Source organism: Desulfuromonadales bacterium (assembly GCA_035620395.1).
Classification (GTDB): Bacteria; Desulfobacterota; Desulfuromonadia; order Desulfuromonadales; family DASPGW01; genus DASPGW01.
On sequence record DASPGW010000193.1, the window covers coordinates 1 to 19,224 of the forward strand.

General features: G+C 61.2%; 17 protein-coding genes. 16 read left to right on the forward strand and 1 reads right to left on the reverse strand.

Annotated features, from left to right (window positions below; all coding sequences use genetic code 11):
• From VD811_10435 to VD811_10475, 9 genes are all read left to right on the forward strand, one after another.
• A partial coding sequence (locus VD811_10435) for an ATP-binding protein (protein ID HXV21389.1) occupies positions 1-1,158 on the forward strand: 1,158 nt, incomplete at its 5' end.
• Positions 1,146-2,519 carry a sigma-54 dependent transcriptional regulator gene (locus VD811_10440; protein ID HXV21390.1) on the forward strand — a complete coding sequence of 458 codons (1,374 nt, stop codon included), beginning with the start codon at positions 1,146-1,148 and terminating at the stop codon, positions 2,517-2,519. The genes VD811_10435 and VD811_10440, both read left to right, overlap by 13 nt.
• A gap of 162 nt (positions 2,520-2,681) precedes the next feature.
• Entirely contained in the window at positions 2,682-3,782 is a 1,101-nt protein-coding gene (locus VD811_10445) for a radical SAM protein (protein HXV21391.1), read from the forward strand.
• A 600-nt stretch (positions 3,783-4,382) separates the two neighbouring features.
• On the forward strand, positions 4,383-5,588 hold the full coding sequence (locus VD811_10450) for an iron-containing alcohol dehydrogenase family protein (protein ID HXV21392.1): 1,206 nt from the start codon (positions 4,383-4,385) through the stop codon (positions 5,586-5,588).
• 144 nt (positions 5,589-5,732) lie between these two features.
• Complete coding sequence (locus tag VD811_10455) at positions 5,733-6,632, forward strand: MoxR family ATPase (protein ID HXV21393.1); 900 nt, start codon at positions 5,733-5,735, stop codon at positions 6,630-6,632.
• 2 nt (positions 6,633-6,634) lie between these two features.
• Entirely contained in the window at positions 6,635-8,026 is a 1,392-nt protein-coding gene (locus VD811_10460) for a VWA domain-containing protein (protein ID HXV21394.1), read from the forward strand.
• A gap of 36 nt (positions 8,027-8,062) precedes the next feature.
• Entirely contained in the window at positions 8,063-9,970 is a 1,908-nt protein-coding gene (locus VD811_10465) for a PAS domain S-box protein (GenBank protein HXV21395.1), read from the forward strand.
• 311 nt (positions 9,971-10,281) lie between these two features.
• Positions 10,282-10,833 (forward strand): HD domain-containing protein, encoded by a 552-nt coding sequence (locus VD811_10470; GenBank protein HXV21396.1) that lies wholly within the window; start codon positions 10,282-10,284, stop codon positions 10,831-10,833.
• Positions 10,760-12,178 carry an LOG family protein gene (locus VD811_10475; protein ID HXV21397.1) on the forward strand — a complete coding sequence of 473 codons (1,419 nt, stop codon included), beginning with the start codon at positions 10,760-10,762 and terminating at the stop codon, positions 12,176-12,178. The genes VD811_10470 and VD811_10475 overlap by 74 nt, the downstream gene beginning before the upstream one ends.
• 113 nt (positions 12,179-12,291) lie before the next feature.
• Here the strand turns inward: VD811_10475 and VD811_10480 are convergent, their stop codons facing one another.
• Positions 12,292-12,783 (reverse strand): NUDIX domain-containing protein, encoded by a 492-nt coding sequence (locus VD811_10480; GenBank protein HXV21398.1) that lies wholly within the window; start codon positions 12,781-12,783, stop codon positions 12,292-12,294.
• 383 nt (positions 12,784-13,166) lie between these two features.
• Between VD811_10480 and mftA the strand changes: the two genes are divergently transcribed.
• The 7 genes from mftA (at position 13,167) to VD811_10515 (ending at position 19,147) form a co-directional block, all read left to right on the forward strand.
• Positions 13,167-13,280 carry a variant-type mycofactocin precursor gene (gene mftA, locus VD811_10485; GenBank protein HXV21399.1) on the forward strand — a complete coding sequence of 38 codons (114 nt, stop codon included), beginning with the start codon at positions 13,167-13,169 and terminating at the stop codon, positions 13,278-13,280.
• A 1-nt stretch (position 13,281) separates the two neighbouring features.
• Complete coding sequence (mftB, locus tag VD811_10490) at positions 13,282-13,539, forward strand: mycofactocin biosynthesis chaperone MftB (protein HXV21400.1); 258 nt, start codon at positions 13,282-13,284, stop codon at positions 13,537-13,539.
• Positions 13,520-14,560 carry a mycofactocin radical SAM maturase gene (gene mftC, locus VD811_10495; GenBank protein ID HXV21401.1) on the forward strand — a complete coding sequence of 347 codons (1,041 nt, stop codon included), beginning with the start codon at positions 13,520-13,522 and terminating at the stop codon, positions 14,558-14,560. The genes mftB and mftC overlap by 20 nt, the downstream gene beginning before the upstream one ends.
• Before the next feature lie 63 nt (positions 14,561-14,623).
• Entirely contained in the window at positions 14,624-16,585 is a 1,962-nt protein-coding gene (locus VD811_10500; GenBank protein HXV21402.1) for a mycofactocin system FadH/OYE family oxidoreductase 2, read from the forward strand.
• The gene (locus VD811_10505; protein HXV21403.1) at positions 16,585-17,580 is read left to right on the forward strand and encodes an electron transfer flavoprotein subunit alpha/FixB family protein; all 996 of its coding nucleotides are present in this window, start codon (positions 16,585-16,587) and stop codon (positions 17,578-17,580) included. Before VD811_10500 ends, VD811_10505 begins: the two co-directional genes overlap by 1 nt.
• Positions 17,577-18,872, forward strand: a complete 1,296-nt coding sequence (locus tag VD811_10510; protein HXV21404.1) for an FAD-dependent oxidoreductase — start codon at positions 17,577-17,579, stop codon at positions 18,870-18,872. The genes VD811_10505 and VD811_10510 overlap by 4 nt, the downstream gene beginning before the upstream one ends.
• Complete coding sequence (locus tag VD811_10515; GenBank protein ID HXV21405.1) at positions 18,869-19,147, forward strand: 4Fe-4S dicluster domain-containing protein; 279 nt, start codon at positions 18,869-18,871, stop codon at positions 19,145-19,147. The genes VD811_10510 and VD811_10515 overlap by 4 nt, the downstream gene beginning before the upstream one ends.
• The last annotated feature ends 77 nt before the right edge of the window (positions 19,148-19,224 follow it).

Here is a 19,224-nt window from a genome sequence, read left to right on the forward strand (position 1 = left end):
CTCGGACTGGAAAGCTCCAAAATCGGTTTTTACGCCGAAGTCAAGCAGAAGATTCAGGAGCTGGAAGCCGCCAACCTGGGGCTGCGCACCAAGTCGAGCGAGCTCCAGGCGATTTTCGACTCCATCGGCGACGGCGTGGCCATCTATGACGGCAGCGGCCACGTCCAGCACCGCAACCACATCTGTCCTCGCCTCTTTCCCAGGGAAACCATCGTGGGGGCTTCCTGCCGCCGGCTCTTTCATCCCGAACAGCCCCATTCACCTGTCAACTGCCCGGTGGAACGGGCGCTTTTGGGCGAAAGCGTCCAGATCTCCTTCGCTGCCAACAAGGAGGAGGCGGAGCCCCGCTATTTCGACGTCACGGCAACGCCCATCGAAGATCCCGGCGGCAAGCGGCGGGCGCTCATCTTCCTGCGGGACGTGACGGGAAAACGGCTCCAGGAGCTGCAGTTGCTGCAGGCGGAAAAGATGTCGAGCATTGGGCTGCTGGCTGCCGGCGTGGCCCACGAGATCAACAACCCCCTGACCTCGGTAGCCGGTTACGCCGAAGCTCTGCTACGGCGGTTCCGCGACGAACCGCAGCTGCGAGAAGACCCCCGACTCGACGCTTTCCCCAAATACCTGGAGGTCATCATCCGGGAATCGTACCGCTGCAAGGGGATAATCGATTGCCTGCTCTCCTTCAGCCGCAAATCGGACGGTTCCATAGAGCGGGTCGACATCAATCTGGCCCTGCAGGAGGTTCTGGAGCTGGTGCGGCACAAGGCCCGCTACGAAAGGATCGAAATCCGGGAAAATCTGCAGCCCGATCTGCCGGCAGTCCGGGGGGACGGCGCCGGGCTGCGTCAAGTGTTCATGAACCTTCTGATCAATGCCCATCAAGCCATCAACGGGGCCGGCACGGTGGAGATTGCCACCCGGGGCGACAGGACCGAAGTCATTATCCAGGTAAAAGACACCGGCTCCGGCATCCACCCCGAACTGCTGGACCGCATTTGGGACCCCTTTTACACGACCAAGTCGGTGGGGCAGGGCCTCGGTCTTGGCCTGGCCGTCACCTTCAACATCGTCAAACGGCACGGGGGAGACATCAAGGTGGAAAGCCAAAAAGGCGAAGGATCAATCTTTACTGTGAGACTGCCGCAATGTCAGGAATAGCAACGCGCAAGGGTGCCAAGGTCCTCATCGTCGAGGATGAAAAGCCGCTCCGGGAACTGCTGCAGATGGAGCTCTCCCGCAGCGGTTACAAGGTGGAGGTCGCCGCCAGTGGCGAGGAGGGTCTCGCTGCCTACAAGGAGCAGATCTTCAATGTGGTCCTCCTCGACGTGCGGATGCCGGGGGCGGACGGTGTGGAGATCCTGCAGCAGATGCGGGCGGAGTCGACCATCCCGGAAATCATCATGTTCACCGGCCACGGCACCATCGAGACGGCGGTCGAATGCATCAAGCATGGGGCCTACGACTATCTCACCAAGCCGGTGAAACTCGATGAGCTGGAGATGCTGCTCGACAAGGCCTATGATAAAAACCGCCTCAGGCTTGAGAACATCAACCTGAAGATGGAGGTCAACAAGGTCGAGAATCACCGGATTGTCGGCAAGAGCCAGGGGATCCAGAAGGTGCTGGAAACCGTCCGGCGCTGGGGGGTGACGGACGAGCACGTGCTGATCCATGGTGAAAGCGGCACCGGCAAGGAACTCGTCGCCCGGGCGGTGCACGACGCCAGCCGGCGGGCCAATAAGCCGTTTGTCACGGTCAACTGCGGGCGGCTCAGCGCCAACACTGCTGAAAGCGAGTTATTCGGTCACATGCAGGGTGCCTTTACCGGGGCGGTGAAGGGCAGGGCCGGGCTTTTCGAGCTGGCCGACACCGGCACCCTGTTCATGGACGAGGTTTCGGAAATGCCCCTTGACGTCCAGGTGAAGCTTCTGCGCATCCTGGAGACCAGCACCTTCCGGCGCATGGGGGGGAATCACGATATCCGCGTCGATGTGCGGTTCGTTTTTGCCTCCAACAAGAACCTCCAGGAATGTGTGAACCGGGGGGAATTCCGTGAAGACCTGTTCCACCGGATGAATCTGCTGCCGATCAACCTCCCCCCCCTGCGGGAGCGGCCGGATGATATCCTCCCTCTGGCCTGGTTCTTTCTCAAAACTTCCTGCGACAGTGGCCACGAAAACTGGGAAATCACCGAGGAGGCGATGGCGGCCCTGTGCGCCTACAGTTGGCCAGGCAACGTGCGGGAGCTGAGCAACACCATTCGCCGTGCCTGCATCCTGGCCAGTGACCGGGTGATTACCTCGGACCTTCTGCCGTTTTCCCCCCCGAAGGTCCTCCCACCCCTCCCCGCAAACGTTTCGGCGGATGCGCAGCCTCTGCCTCTCTGGGTCATCGAACGGGACCACATCCGGAAGGTCATCGAAAAGGTAGAAGGCAACAAGAGCAAGGCGGCGAAGATCCTCGAGATCGACCGCAAGACCCTCTACACCAAGCTGGAACGCTACGGTCTGCCAACCTAGCAGAGACTCTGCGGCATTTCTCTACATGGCCCGAGGGCAGGTTACGCGCCGGCCGGGGAAAGCTCGGGATAACCGACGTTACATCGACTTGCCGAGCGAAAATGGGTAGATTCTCCACAGTGTGGCAGAAATACTCAGCTGGCGGTCGAAGGATGAAGTGCCATGATGTCATTCGAAACCACGGAAATGCTCAAGCGGGCGGGGCTGCGTCCCCCAAGGACACTGACCCTCGCCATCACTGGCGCCTGCAATCTCGCCTGTCGTCATTGCTGGGTAGAAGCCGGGGAGTCCTCCTCCGCCGCGCACGTGCCGGAGCGGACTCTGCGCCGGCTGATCGAAGAGTTTGCGGCACTGGGCGGGGAGGGTATCCGTCTTACCGGCGGCGAGCCTCTTTGCCATCCCGGCTGGCTGGGGCTATTGCGCTACGCCCGTGCCCTGGGGCTGGGCGGCGTCTCGCTGCAGACCAACGGCATGCTGTTCCGCGAGGAAGAAGTGGGCGCACTGCGCGAACTCGACTTCCCGGGGCTCTCGATTCAGATCAGCCTGGATGGGGCCAGCGCGCCCACCCATGATCTGGTCCGGGGGGCGGGGGCCTTTCAGGCGGTGCTGGACGGCCTCCGGCGGCTCGTCCGGGGTGGGCTGGCGCCGCGTCTGACGCTTTTCTGCACGGAGATGCGGCACAATCTGGAGGAAATCCCGGCCCTTCTCGAACTGGCGGCGGACCTCGGCATCGGTTCCGTCGTCACCGGCACCCTCGTCCTGGGTGGCCGGGCGGCTGAAGGTTCCCTGGTCTCTCCGCCCACCCAGGACCAGTATCGGCGCCTGCTTGATCGCTACGACGCCGAGCCCCGCTTCCGCGAACTCTACAATAATATCGGCAAGGTGGCGGTACTGGAGTGGCGGGCGGCGGAAACGCCCCGTGCGGAATGCTGTACCTTTGTCGAAAACCCGTATCTCACGCCCACCGGCCGGCTTTATCCCTGCATGCTCTGCCATGCGGAGGCCTTTGCCGTGGCCGGAGTGTTCGAAAAAAAGCTTGCCGACGCCTTCGCCGAAGGAGTCCCTCTCTGGTCCGCCCTGCTGCAGATCAGCCACAGCCGGGCCGACGCGCTGGCGGAGTGCCGGGATTGTCCCGGTGCCCTGGTCTGCGCCGGTGGCTGCATGGGCCGGGCATTGGGGAGTTGTGGCGACTTGAGGGCAGCCGATGACCGCTGCGAAACGAGACGGAGCATCTACCGCCGGAAGCTTGGGCCGCTTTCCTGAACCGAAAAACCGTATTTTCCGGAAAATGTTCGGCTTTTGCCGTTCCCAAAAGAGTCGGGCCGCGGCGGGGCAGGCAGATTTGTCCGATCTGACCTATCCGCCGGACCAGGCCTGGCCCGACCGGTTTCCGTCTGACAGCCTTCGGAGTTGAGCGCGATAAGCCTGATTGATTAGCTTTTTCGTCCTGGGGCCCCCTTTTCTTCCCCCGCCTTTCTCGCAACCACTGGGGGAAAATTCCCCAGCGTGGATATTATCCATAGTCCCGGCAAACCCTAGTTCAGCGCTTTTTTCTAAAAAGATGTTACCAAAATCCCCGCTTTCCCTCCCCCGATGCTGCCAATAATCCCGACCAATCGCGAAATAACGCGGTTTTAAACCAACGTTTGGATTTGGCACCTTACTTGCTCTAGCCATATCCTGTCCGTAGCGATCAGGCGCGAAGCACTCACATGCCGGCTTTGCATCGTTTCGGCAGAGTAGATAAAACAAAGTTATGGGAGGTGATGGTCAGGTTCGTTAGGCGCCTATACGACCGAAGCCAGTCATCAAGGCAGCAACAGCGCGAAGCAGTTCACACCACAAAACGAGGAGGATGTACAGATGCCACACTTCAGAGATGCCAAGCGGACCCTCAGCCTGGAAAGACGCGAATATCCGATCAAGATGCAGCACGCCTATCCTTCCGTCAATATCGGCTGGGGTGCCCATACGATGGTCGGCAACGATGCCAAGGCGCTCGGCATGACCAATGCCCTGATCATCACCACCGGCCTCAAGGGGACCGGCATCATCGAGGCCATCCAGGGGGTTCTGAAGCACGCCGGGGTTGCCTCGGAGGTCTTTGACAAGGCCACCCCCAATCCCAAGGATTACGAGGTCATGGAAGGCGCCAAGGTTCTGGCCTCCGGCAAGTTCGACGGCATCGTCAGCGTCGGCGGCGGCAGCACCACCGACTGCGCCAAGGCGATCAAGCTGGTCTACAGCCATGACGGCCAGGACGTCCGCAGCTTCGAGGGAGCCTTCAAGGCGACCAAGAAAAACAAGATTCCCCAGCTTGCCATCAACACCACCTCGGGTACCGGTTCCGAGGTCTCCTGCTTCTCGATCATCAACCATACCGAGAAGATGTACAAGATGGCCCTTTTCGACCCCAACTGCACCCCGAGCAAGTCGGTCAACGACCCGCTCCTCCACCAGTGCATGAGCCAGGAACTGGCGGCCTACACCGGCATGGACGCCCTGACCCACGCGGTGGAAGCGATCGCCTCCCGCCTCTGCGTGCAGTCGGCCTACGGCCCCGGCCTCTGGGCGATCACCGAGATCTTCAACAATCTGCGCCAGTCGGCCAACAACCGGAACAACGAGAAGGCCATCGAGCAGATGGTCTGGGCCGAAATGGCCGCCGCCTACAGCTTCAACAGCGCCGGCCTCGGCATCGTCCACAGCATGGCGCACGCCATGGGCGGCCTCTACGACTCCCCGCACGGCCTCTGCAACGCCATCGCCCTGGTCGACGTCTGCCGCCTCAACCTGCCGGCCTGCCCCGAGCGCTTCGCCATGATGGCCCGCGCCGCCGGCATCAACACCAACGGCATCTCCGACATGAAGGCCGGCGAGCTGTTCATCGACATGATCCAGGAACTCAAGGACGACCTGGGCATCACCACCAAGTTCGGTGACCTCGGCCTGAAGGAAAAAGACCTCGACGGCCTGGCCAAGTTCGCCGCGGCCGATATCTGCTCCGAGGGCAACCCTGTCGATATCGGCTTCGACAACATGCGCGCCGTTTTCAAGGGCTGCATGTAATTCGTGCTAGAATATAAGATAAGCTGAGATGAAAAGCCGCTGGCCTCCGGGATTCGATTCCCGGCGCCAGCGGCTTTTTCACCTGGAAACAAACACGGTGCAGAAAGCCGATCTGCAGTATCCCAGCGATTCGAGGTGGAAATGATGACCGAACAGAATGTAAGGGAGCTCCTTCGTACCGGGGGCTACATTGCCGATGAAGCCATTGCGACTGCCGTTTTTCTGGCCCTGCGGATGGAGAAGCCGATCCTGATCGAAGGACCACCCGGAGTGGGTAAGACCGGTCTTGCCAAAACACTTTCTGCGGTCATGGATTTTCCTCTCGTGCGTTTGCAGTGTTACGAAGGGATCGATGAAGGCAAGGCCCTCTACGATTGGGAATACGGCAAACAGCTGCTCTATACCCAGATGCTGCGCACCCAGCTCGACACGCATCTTAGCGCCGCTTCCAGTCTGCGTGACGCCGTTGAACAGTTGGCCAGCGAGGAGAGTCTGTTCTTTTCCCAGAATTTTCTGGTTCAGCGGCCCATCCTGCGCAGTTTCCTGTCGGAGAAGCGGTCGGTGCTGCTGATCGATGAAATCGACCGTTCAGACGATGAATTCGAAGCGCTGCTGCTGGAGTGCCTCAGCGATTTTCAGGTTTCCATCCCGGAGCTTGGCGTCATCGTTGCCAACAACAAACCGCTGGCGATCCTGACCAGCAACGGCACGCGGATGATTTCCGACGCGCTGCGGCGGCGTTGTCTCTACCTCTATATCGATTACCCGGAGCTGGAACGCGAGGTGCAGATCGTTCGTGCCCGCTTTCCTGAGATCTGTGATGAGCTGGCGCACCAGATGGTCGGTTTTCTGCGCAAAGCCCGCGAACTGAATCTGCGCAAACCACCCAGCGTCTCCGAAACCCTGGACTGGGCCGAAGTCCTGTCGATTCTGCATGTGGCGAGGTTGACGCCGGCAGTCGTGGCCAACACGGTCGGCGTAATCTCCAAGCATCAGGCCGACTTGCAGAAGGTGGTGGAACTGGCCACTGCGGAACTGACCTGAGCATGGAGACCATCATCACCAGATTTGTCGCCGACCTGAGAAAGGAAGGGCTGCGCGTCTCCCCGGGAGAGAGCCTCGATGCAGTTTGCGCCCTGGCTTACGGCGGGCTCGAAGGGCGCGGTTCGGTACGCGCCCTGCTGCGTTTGACGCTGGTGAAGAATGTCCACGATATCCCGCGCTTCAATAAGGTCTTTGACCGGTTCTTCAGAAAGTATCCGGAGGGGATGGGGGTCGATCCTGCCGATCTGCTGCATGAGGCCATCATCAGCATGGAAGGGGAAGAGATGCTCGGCACCAACCCGGAAATGGTCAATGAGAACATGTCCCTGGCGATGGTTGATGCCGGCCTGAGCCCCGAAGATCTGAAAGATCTGCAATCGCTCAAAGAGATCCCCCTGGACCAGCTTGACGGCTCGGAGATCGAGATTCGGCTGAAAGGTTACCAACGGGCGATGGAGGCTCCCAGGCCGTCGATGCGGATGCCGCAAAATCCGGTCACCATGGCCTTTAAACCGCCGGCGGGGCAGCAGCGTGACCTGACTTTTTCCCAGGAGGAACTTGATGCGATGCAGGATGCCGTGTCCCGCATGATCCTGCGCCTGAAAAAGGATATCCGGCGCGTCAAAAACAAGGAGAATCGCGGCAAAATCCACGTCATCCGAACCATTCAGAAGAATTATCGCAACGGGATGGTCCCCTTTTTGCTGGAATTGCGCCGTAAGCGCAAACAGAAACCGCGCCTGGTTGTTCTTTGCGATGTCAGCTTTTCCGTCAGTCACGCCTCGCAGTTCATGCTGCTCCTGCTGCATACCCTGCATAATCGTTTGATGGATGTCCGCAGCTTCATCTTCAACGCGGAGTTGGCGGAAATCACCGAAATGCTCTCGAACTCCCCGATCAATACCATGATGGAAGTCATCGACAGCGGGGCGATCGTTAATCTGGACGACAACAGTGATTACGGCAAAGTTTTCCTGACCTTCAAAGAGAAATATCTCGAAAACCTGCGCGGCCGACCGGCGGTGATATTTCTCGGCGATGCCCGCAATAACTACAACAAGGCCAACGACTGGGTGCTCGAGCAGGTTCGCGAGAAGGCCGGCTACATGCTCTGGTTGACTCCGGAGGATCGCTCCTTGTGGAAGAGGGGAGATTGCCTGATCGAAACCTATGGCGCCTGGTGCGACAAGGTCGAGTTTGTCAAGAATGTCGAAGAGTTGAATGTGATTGTCGAGGACCTGTTTCGCAACATCTATCTGGAGGATGAGCACCGCTCCATGCGGTCGATCAACAAGGCCGAAGAAGATCAGGGATACGATTATCGCGATTATTACACGCGGGGCGGCAGCCGTTCGGAGCCAGGTTTTGACCCGGAGGGTCGTAGTCACTGGTGACCGAAGCGACGGGAACTCAATTCAGAGGGAAATGCTTTGAAACAACCGCCTGAATTTCCGGCCCGGAAGATCGAGCTGGAGTCGAAGATCCAGGAGCTGCGCAGCTCCCGGGAAGAACTGGAGGCATCGCGAAACAAGTACGCGCTGTTGTACGATTTTGCGCCGGTAGGGTATTTCACCTTTGACCGGGAAGGAGTGATCCAGTCGGTCAACCTGTTCGGGGTCCGCCTGCTGGGGGTGGAACGGGACCTCTTGATCAACCGGCGCTTCGAGCAGTTCGTTGCCGATGATGAGCGGTTCGTCTTCGCCAAGTTCATCCAGACGGTCTTTGCCGGCCAGGGGAAAGAGACCTGCCGGTTAAGGCTTTCCACCGGTGAACAGCGACCGCAGTATGTCCGGATCGAGGCCATGGTCACCGAATCCGGAGAAGAGTGCCTTGCCGTGCTCATGGACATCACCGAGCGCAAACGGGCGGAACAGGCTCTCTCGGAGAGCGAGTACAACCTGGCCAAGGCCCAGTCCATGACCCATGTGGGTTCCTGGAGCTTCGATCCGGCCACCGGGGAGGTGAAAGCTTCGGACGAACTGCTGCGCATCATGCGGCTCAGCCGGGAGGAGACGACCCAGGAGGCGTTTGCCAGCGTGGTCCACCCGGAAGATATGGAATCGGTCGTGGCGCACCTGCGGCTGGGCATCGAGCACGGCAAGAGCTACGAGATCGAGCACCGCCTGCAGTTCGGCGATGGCACTTCCCGGTGGGTCTATACCATCGTCGAGCCATCGGTCAACAGTGCCGGCAAGGTGGTGCGGCTCTACGGCACGACCCAGGACATCACCGAGCGCAAGCAGGCCGAGGTCGAGTTGCGCAACAAGACCAACGAACTGCAGGCGATCTTCGATTCCATCAGCGACGGCATCACCGTGTACGACCATGACGGCCGTGTCCAGCACCACAATCTCATCGGCCCGCAGCTCTACCCGAGAGAGATTCGCCCCGGCAGCTCCTGCGGGGAGATTTTTCATCCGGAAGCGCCCGCCATGCCCGACGATTGTCCGGTGGAGCGGGCTCTCAGGGGCGAGCGGGTGGAGACGTCCCATGTTTCGGTGCCTGACGGCCACCGGACCCAGTATGTGGACATCACCGCCACGCCGATCAGGGACGCCCTGGGGGAGAAGAACCGGGCGCTGGTCTTTTTCCGTGACATCTCGAAGAAGCGGCTGCAGGAAATGCACCTGATCCAGACCGAGAAGATGTCCAGCATCGGTGTGCTGGCCACCGGCATCGCCCACGAGATCAACAACCCGCTCACCTCGGTGGCCGGCTGCGCCGAGGCGCTGCTGCGCCGGTTCCGCGACGAGCCGGAATTGAAGGCGGACTGCCGGCTGGATGTCTTTCCCCACTACCTGGAGGTGATCGTCAGGGAGTCTTACCGCTGCAAGGGGATCATCGACCATCTCCTCAGCTTCGGCAGGAAGTCGGACGGCTCCGTTACCCTGGTGGACATGAACATCGTCCTGCGGGAGATCCTCGAGCTGTTGCGGCACCAGCCGGGCTTTCGCCAGATCGACGTGATCGCCGACCTGCAGGCGGACCTGCCGCGAGTCCTGGGCGACCCGTCCGGGCTGCGCCAGGTCTGCATGAACCTGCTGGTCAACGCCCATCAGGCGATCCAGGGAAAGGGCCAGGTGCGGGTTTCGACGAGCTATTCCGGCGATGCCATGGTCGCCATCAGGATCGACGATACCGGCTGCGGCATCACCCAGGAGACCATCGACCGCATATGGGACCCGTTCTTCACCACCAAGGAGGTGGGCAAGGGGGTCGGCCTCGGCCTGGCCCTGACCTACGACATCGTCAAACGCCACGGCGGTGATATCCAGGTGGAAAGCAGACCGGGCGAAGGCTCCACGTTTACGGTGCGCTTGCCGGCCGGCCGCGACTGACGAGGTCACCGCACGCAGGGCAATTCCCCGGAATAAACCGACGGTGTCGTCGTGCCGGCCACCAGCCTGGACCTCCCCTTCGCCCGGAAGCGCTGGTGCACGGCTGCGGGCATCGACCGGATCAATACCCTCTCCGACTACCAACAACACCCCCTTGCTCGCGTCTGCGGGGTGCTGAGCAAAGAGTTGACAAGTCTTTTCCCTGTTTCTTCCTCGCCCGCATCCTGGGTGGCGAGGCACTCTGGCGCATCCTGGTATAATTTGGAAAATGGAATAATGCCTGTCCAGCAGCCAGATGGGGAGACAGCAAATTGAACAAGCATGTCCGATTGCTCAGGGCGGTTGCCTTTGCTGCGGAGAAACACAAAGACCATCGTCGCAAGGACGCAAACGCTTCCCCCTATATCAACCATCTTATCGCCGCTGCCAGTGTCCTTGCGGAAGAAGGCAAGGTTACGGACGAAGACCTGATATTGGCGGCGATCCTTCATGATACGGTCGAAGATACGGAAACCACGTTCACCGAACTCGAAGAGCATTTCGGCAGCGCTGTTGCCGGAATAGTTCGCGAAGTCACGGACGATAAAACCTTGGAGAAAAAGGTTCGTAAACAGCTCCAGGAAGAGCACGCACCCCACGTGTCATCTCAGGCGAAGCAGCTGATAATAGCGGACAAGATCTGCAATATCCGGGACATCAGGCATTCCCCCCCGGCCGGCTGGTCGCTGGAGAGAAAACGGGAATATGTGGAATGGACCAGGCGGGTAGTCGCTGGCTGCAGGAGCGTCAATGAACTGCTCGATAAGGCGTATGACGAGACGGCATGCGATCTCGACCGGCACCTGGGATTACCCGCCGGCTGATCCGCAGGCTCGACAGATTGAAGGACGGCAGGAAGGAGAGGGCAGCCGTAATAAAGCGGCCAGCAAAAAGGCGGGCGACGAGGAGCATGCGATGCAACCCCGAAAGCGGATCGCGGTTTTTGGCAGTTTTCTGACCAACGCGGAATCGGTCGAATTTGGGATGGCAGAGGAGCTTGGCTACCTGCTTGCCCAAAAAGGCTTCCAGGTGATTTGCGGCGGTCATGGCGGCATAGCCAATCCGCTTGTCGCTGGGGTGACGAGAGGCGGCGGGGTAGTACGGGGAGTCGCCCTGGACGAATCCAGATTTCAGAGTCGAAGTGCAAGGATGAATCCCCGCATCACCGAGATCGTCCAGGTCGATTCTCTCTCCGCACGCCTGGAGATGCTGGCAGACGCAGACGGCTATATCTTCTTTTCGGGGGGGATCGGCACTCTTGCCGAGTTCGCCTTCATCTGGCATTCGTTGCAGATCGCGGCGGATTTCGACCGGCCGGTAATGCTCATCTCCCGAGGCTGGAAACCTTTGCTGGCGAAGATCAGGCAGGATCAGCTGATCAAGCAAAAGTACTACCGGATGGTGCACCTCTGTGAGCAGATGAAGGAGGCCCTGGCGATCGTCACGCAGGATTATTCGATAAAATACGATGATCCCTGCCGCCTTTTTTATAAGGAAGCCGTCCTTTTTGATCTGGACGGAACCATTGTGGAGTCACCGGAGGAGGAGCTCATACGTGCCTGTGAAAACAATGGCTTTTTCTATCCGCAGCCGGAGGTGGTCGCTGCGTACAGAAAAGCGGGCCGGCCGCAATGTCTCCCTGGGGAAGAGGCAACGAGAAGGGGTGAGGCATCACACAAGACCGCCGTTCTGGAACATCTCGGCCTGGACGCGAGAGCGGCAGCCCGGGTTGCGGAGCAGGTCTGCAGCGAGCGTGGAGAGATTCCACGGCTGTATGCCGATGCCCACGAAACCCTTCGCTATTTCAAAGAAAACGGCTTCTCTACAGGGGCCTTCTCCTCCCGTCCGGCCTGGCAGTTGAAGGAAATGCTGTCGACCCATGAATTGTCCGGGTTGTTCGACGTCGTCATCCCCCTGGAACGCTCAGGTACACATCCCGGCCGGAGCCCGTTTGTCGAGGCGCTGTCACGCTGCGGCTTCAACCCGGAGAGGCTCGTTCATGTCGGCATAACTCCTCCTGAAGACGGCCGTGATCCCCTGGCGATCAATGTTGACACGGTCGTGCTCGATCGTCATCTGGCCCATATTCTCGATGACAAGGCATGCAAAATCCGCTCGCTTGCCGAGTTGAAACACCTGATCAAACATCGGGTACTGGTCGGAACCTGAAGAATCCTGATTAGAACCCATTCCCAGCCTGCTTTGCTGTCCCTCCTCACCCCGGGAAGGTTCCGAAGAAAACGCAACGCGTCCCCAGTTTTCCCTCTCCGGCGTCTGTGCCGTCATCGCCGTCTGTCGGCAAAGTATCTGGCCACCACCCGCGTGTGCATGACAAACCCCAGTTCCACCGGCCGATTGATGAGGAGCACCTCCTGCGTCTCCTCGGAGGTGAACGGCTTCAGGGCGCCGTCTGGCTGCTTCTCGGCCAGGCCGAAGATGACCAGGGTGTCATCCAGGCCGTTCTGCACGTCGTAGAGATTGACCTCGCTGCCGGCGATGTCGATGCCGGTCTCCTCCAGCAACTCTCGCCTCGCCCCCTCCTGCCATGTCTCGCCGGGATCGATATACCCGCCGGGGAGGGTGAGTGTCCCCCTCTGCGGGTCGATATTCCTGCGGATGACGACCAGACCCTTAGCCACCGGACAGAGGACCACCACCACCGGCAGGGGATTCAGGTAGGACTTGTTGCCGCAGGCACGGCATGTTCGGGGCCAGGGTTCCGCAGCGGGAAATCTGGCTCCGCAAAACGAGCAGTGGGAATTTTTTTCCGGCATGGCTCCACCTTGCTGCGGGCGGCTGATCGGATGAAATCCTGAAAAGTCCGGAGTTGCCGCCTTCCGCGTTAATCTATTGTGCATGTAATGTTCCGGTGTTGGCAATGGGGGAGATTGCAAAACATCGGTTTATCAAAATGTAGACAAGCTCCCCACTGGGGAGAAAGTCTACAGTTGGCCGGGCATGGAGAAACTTCCCCTCCCTTCCAGCTGCCCCATTTCTCCCCACTTTGTCGGCAGGGGGATGTGGCGGAATTCCCCCGAAACCCTTGAAGTGCCCATATAGACCGGTGTTTTATTTTTGGCACCAGCGTTGCAATGTATAGAGACCTAAGGCGCATCGTCAACGGATGCCGAAAATGAACCTCAAAAGGAGAGAGCACATGGAAACGGAAAAAAATCAGGCAATCGAAGAAGCATGTAACGAAGAGCCCCGGATCCTGGAGGAAATTCAGGTCGAAGAGCTCGCAATCGACGGCATCTGCGGGGTGTACTGAGATGGCGGCGGCAGGCATCCGGCTGCATCCCGCCTGCCGCGTCAGGCAAGAGGGGTTCGGCCTCCTGTTTTACGATTCCAGGGGGCCGCGCCTTCTCTTCGCCGAAACCGGCAGACTGCTTTCCACCGATTTCTTCGCCACCGTCCGGAGCCTGGACGACCTCCCTGCCGGGCTGTCGGAGCAGGAGCAGCGAATTTTGAAGAAATTTCTGTCGCAACTTCTGGAAAAGGGATTTCTCCGTGAGCAATCGATTTGTTGAAAAGGGACTCCGCTCCCCCGTCAATCTGACCTGGGAAGTGACTTTCGCCTGCAACCTGCGTTGCCGCCATTGTCTGTCGGCTTCCGACGAGCCGGCGCCGGACGAAATGACGACCGGCGAAGCTCTGGACCTGGTGGAACAATTGCACCACGCCGGCGTCTTTCAAATCAATTTCGGCGGCGGCGAGCCTTTCCTGCGCCCCGATTTTGAAGAGATCCTGGCCGCCTGCCACGGTAAAGGGATCATGACCTGCATCTCCACCAACGGCACCCTGCTCGACCCTGCACGGGTAGCCCGGCTGGCCGCGAGCCGGCTGGTGGCCATCCAGGTCAGCCTGGACGGGGCGAGCCGGGAGACCTGCGACGCCATCCGCGGCCAGGGGGTTTTCGACCGGGCCATCAAGGCCGTCGAGCTGTTGGCCGCCAGTTCCATCCCGACCAGTATCAATACGGTATTGACCGCCCAGAATGCCGGCGAAATCCCGGCGCTGCACGAACTGGCCCGTTCTCTCGGGGTATCGCTGCGGGTCAGCCGCTTCCGTCCGTCCGGGCGCGGGGCGGACAACTGGGAAGATCTCCGGCCGACCCCGGCCCAGCTCCTGGCCTTCTCGGCCTGGCTGGCCGACAGCGGCGACGTGCGTACCGGCGACAGCTTCTTCTCGCTGACGACCCAGGAGCGCCAGGGCCTTGGGCTCAATCTTTGCGGCGCGGCCAAGCTCACCTGCTGCGTGGGCCCCACCGGCAACATGTATCCCTGCGCCTTTCTCCAGACCGACCGGTTCAAGGCAGGGTCGTTGCGCGACAACTCCTTCCAGGAGATCTGGGACGATTCGGAGATTTACGCCTCCTTCCGCAGTTTGAGAATCCACTCCTGCGAGGAGTGCCGGCGCTTCGACCAGTGCCACGGCGGCTGTCCGGCCGTCGCCTGGCACCTGAAGAACGATATCAACGGCGGCGACCCCGAGTGTCTGGAGCGCTGCGTGACCAGCATTGCCGACACCTCGCGGACGCAAGCGGCATAGATTGAAGTCCGACCGGTCGGACTTGTCGGAACCAAAAACAAGGATCACGTCAGGAGCTACCCCATGATGTTCCAATACCTGTTTTCGCCCCTCAAGATCGGCACGGTCGAGGTGAAGAACCGCATATCCTTCCAGCCGCACCTGACCAATCTGGCGGTGGACAATCTTCCCAGCGAACGCCAGATGTACTACTGGGGCGAGCGGGCCAAAGGGGGCGCCGGCCTCATCATCACCGAAGAGATGAGTGTGCACCCCACGGACATGGCTTACGACAAGCTGATCGACGTCTATCATTCCGAGGTTATCCCCGGCTTCAAGAAGATCACCGATTACGTCCATCAGTTCGACTCCAAAATCTTCGCCCAGCTCAACCACAACGGCCAGCAGTGCGACGGCAGCAACTCCAGACTGCCGGTCTGGGCTCCCTCGCCGATGCCCGACGTCCTTTTCCGCGAAACCCCCAAGGAGATGGAACCCGAGGACATCGAAGAGGTGGCCCGCTACTTCGCCAAGAGCGCCATTCACGTGCGGGAGGGGGGCTTCGACGGCATCGAGCTGCAGTTCGGCCACTCCAGCCTCGCCCGGCAGTTCCTCTCCCCCCTGACCAACTTCCGCTCGGACGAGTACGGCGGCAGCCTGGAAAACCGGATGCGGGCGCCCCTGAAGTTTATCTCCGCGGTGCGCAAGGCGGCGGGCAAAGACTTTACGGTCGGCATCCGGATGTGCGCCGACGAGATGATCCCGGGCGGGCTCGACCTGGGCCAGGTCCAGGAGATCTGCGCCCGCTTCGAGGCGAGCGGCCTCATCGACTTCATGGATCTCTCCATCGCCACCTTCTACAACCTCTACCTGGTCGAAGGCTCCATGCATACCCCGCTCGGCTATACCATTCCGCTGGCGGCCGGCATCCGGGAGAAGATCAAGCTGCCCGTCTTCTGCACCGGCCGGATCAACGACCCGGTCATGGCCGAGAAAGTCCTCGCCAATGGCCAGGCCGACATGATCGGCATGTGCCGCGGCCTGATCTGCGACCCCTTCATGCCGAAGAAGGCGTTCGAGGGGCGGCTGGACGACATCCGCTACTGTGTGGCTGACAACCAGGGGTGCATCGGCCGCATCGGGATGAACAAGACCCTCGGCTGCATCCAGAATCCGGCCATCGGGCGGGAGAAGGAGTGGGGTGAAGGGACCCTCGAAAAGGCGGCGGTAAAGAAGAAGGTGACGATCGTCGGCGGCGGCCCGGGCGGCATGTGGGCGGCGAAGATGGCCGGCCGCCGCGGCCACCAGGTGACCCTCTACGACCGCAACGAAACCCTCGGCGGCCAGGTGCTGACCGCCATGAAAGGGGCGGGGCGGGACGAATTCGGTGTCATCATCCGCAACGAGAAGGGGCAGGTGGAAAAGACCGGCGCTAACGTCAAGCTGGGTGTCGAAGTGACCACCGAACAGGTGCTGGCGGAAAAGCCGGACGTGGTGATCATCGCTACCGGCAGCGTCCCCAAGGAGCATCCGGTCGGCGGGGCCGACGGCCCGGCGGTCTGGAATGTCTGGCAGGTGCTGAACGGCGAGGCGCAGTTGGGGGAAAAGGTCTGCCTGATCGACTATGACGGCCACCACCGGGCCACCGCCACGGCCGAGTACCTGGCCAACCTGGGGAAAACGGTGCACATCATCACCTCCAGCCTCTTCATCGGCGCCGAACTGGGGCCGACCCAGGACCTCTACCTGACCAGGCAGCGGCTCCTGCAGAAGGGGGCCACTTTCACCCCGGATATCGCCGTGATGGAAGTTGCGGGCGAAGCCGGCGCCAAAACTGTCAAGGGGTTCAACGTCTATTCGAACGTCTGGGATGAGTGGGGGCCGTTCGACACCATCGTGCTTGCCATGGGGCAGCGCGTGGAGGACGCCCTCTACATGAGCCTGAAGGGGAAGGTGAAGGAGCTCTACCGGATCGGCGACAGCGTCGCCCCGCGCAAGGTCGACATGGCCATCTGGGAAGGGCACCGGATCGGGAGGGAGATCTGATGGCCGGCAAAATCCTCGTTTTTGTCGACCTGCCCGACGGCGAGCTCGACGAGACCGGGCGGGGTCTGCTCTCCTACGGGTCGCGCCTGGCCGGCATTCTCGGCTCCCCCTGGGAAGTCGTCACCCCCATCGTTTGCAGCGGCGAACAGATGGCCGGGTTCGGAGCCTACGGCGTGCCGGCGATCACCCGCGTCGACGGCGGCAGTCTCCTCGATACCCCGGCGCTTCTCGGCCAAACCCTGGCCGCCCTGGCGGCGGCGAATGGGGCGACTCTCTTTGTTCTGCCCCACAATGCCCTGGGCGCGACCCTGGCTCCGGTGATTGCCGCGACCCTCGATGCCGCCATTCTCACCGAAATAGTCACCGCCAGCCACGATGCCGACGGCCTGCGGATTGCCCGGCAGGCCCTGGGCGGACGGGTAGCGGAGACGAAGGTGTGGGACGGCTCCCGTCCCCTCGTCGTCACCGTTCCGACCCGTTGCCTGAGCCAGGTGCTCATGCCGACCGTCCGCCCCAGCACGCCGGCGGTGGAAACCTGGCGTCCCGCCGCCATGCCGGCCGAGGCTGCGGCGCGGGTTACCGGCCGCATTCCGCCCGATCCCCAGACCGTCGACCTCACCGAGGCGGAAGTCATCTTCAGCGCCGGCAAGGGGTGCGACGCGGTGACCTTCGACATGCTCAAGGAACTTTGCCGACTGCTCAACGTCTCCTTCGGCGTCACCCGGCCCGTGTACGACCTGGGGTGGACCGGCTTCGAGCGGATGGTCGGACAGACCGGCCGTACCGTCACCCCCCGGTTTTACCTGGCCCTCGGCATCTCCGGTTCCATGCACCATGTGGGGGGGATCAAGGACTCCCGGCGGATCGTGGCGGTCAACAACGATGCCAAGGCCCCCATCTTTCCCAACGCCGACGAGGGGTTCGTCGCCGACCTGAAGGAGGTGCTGCCGCACCTGCTGGCGCGGGCAAAGTCGGCCATCGGAGGTGCGCCATGAGCAAGTCGTATCAGGCAATCGTCGTCGGGGCCGGGCCGGCCGGATCCTCCGCAGCCCTGACCATGGCCAGGGCCGGGCTGGAGGTGGCGCTGGTCGAGCGGGGCACCTTCCCCGGCGAAAAGAACATGTTCGGCGGAGTCCTGCACCGGCTCCCCGCCCTGGAGGAGGTCTTCCCCGACTTTTGGGATCGGGCGCCGCTGGAGCGGCACATCGTCAAGAAGGGCGTCACCTTCATGACCGGCGACTCCAGCTTCAGCACGCTGATCGAAGCGGGGAACTTCGACCGCACTCCCTACAACGGCTACACCGTTTTCCGGCCGCGTTTCGACCGCTGGCTCGCCGATGAGGCGGTCAAGGCCGGCGCCACCCTCATCACCAGCGCCACGGTGGAAGATGTGGTCACCCGGGGCGGCCGGGTCGCCGGTGTCAGCATCCTCGACCGGGGAGAGTTGGCCGCTCCGGTGGTGGTCGCCGCCGACGGCGTCCTCTCCTTCACCGCCCTCAAGGCGGGGCTGCGGCGGCCGACCTTCGACCCGGCGCAGATGGCGGTCGGCATCAAGGCGCTGATCGACATGCCGCGGGAAGTGATCGACGACCGCTTCGGTCTGGTCCGCGATCAGGGTTACGCCGGCGAGTTCGTCGGCTGCACCGGCGGCGTTCGGGGGGGCGGCTTCCTCTACACCAACTACGACTCCCTCTCCATTGGCCTGGTCTTCCACCTGGCCAGCCTGCGGGTAAGCGGCAAGACCCCCTACGACCTGCTCAACGAATTTCTCGAGCAGCCCCAGGTCGCCAAGCTGGTTCGCGGCGGGCGGCTTCAGGAGTATTCGGCCCACCTGATTCCCGAGGGAGGATTTGACATGATCCCCGAGCTGGTCGGCGACGGTATTCTCGTCACCGGCGATGCCGCCGCCCTCTGCAATGCCACCGGGGTCAATCTGGAGGGGATCAACCTGGCGACCCAGTCGGGTGTCCTGGCCGGCCAGGCGGTAATCGCCGCCCAACAGGCGGGGGACTTCAGCCGCAAGGGGCTGGAGGAGTACCGGCGGTTGATGAACGACAGCTATGTGATCAAGGACCTCAAGCTGTACCGCAAGGCGCCGCACATGCTGCACAACGACCGCATCTACAACGAGTATCCGGAGCTCATAACGAGCGTCATGGAACAGATCTACAGCATAGACGGAGCTCCCAAGGAGAGCTTGTCCAAGCTGTTCCTGAAGACGGCCCGGGAGAAGGTGGGCCTGGCGAACATCCTGTCCGACGCCTTCGGCGCCTGGAGAGCTGTATGAACATCGACGAGATCTTCGACTTCACCAGCTTCAGCATCGACCGTGAACCGCACATCGTCCTCGACACCCAGGTCTGCGTCGGCTGCGACAACCGCGGCTGCGTCAACTCCTGTCCGGCCCGCTGCTACACCTGGAGCGAGGCGGAGCAGAAGATGACCTTCGTCTACGACGGCTGCCTCGAATGCGGCACCTGCTATGTCGTCTGCCACCGCAAGGCCTTCACCCGCTGGCGCTATCCGCGGGGGGGCTTCGGGGTGGCGTATAGGATGACCTGAAAAACAAGGTTGAAGGCTGAATTATGAAGGATGAAAGCAGGCCTGCTTTTTTTCATTCATTCATCCTTCCGACTTCA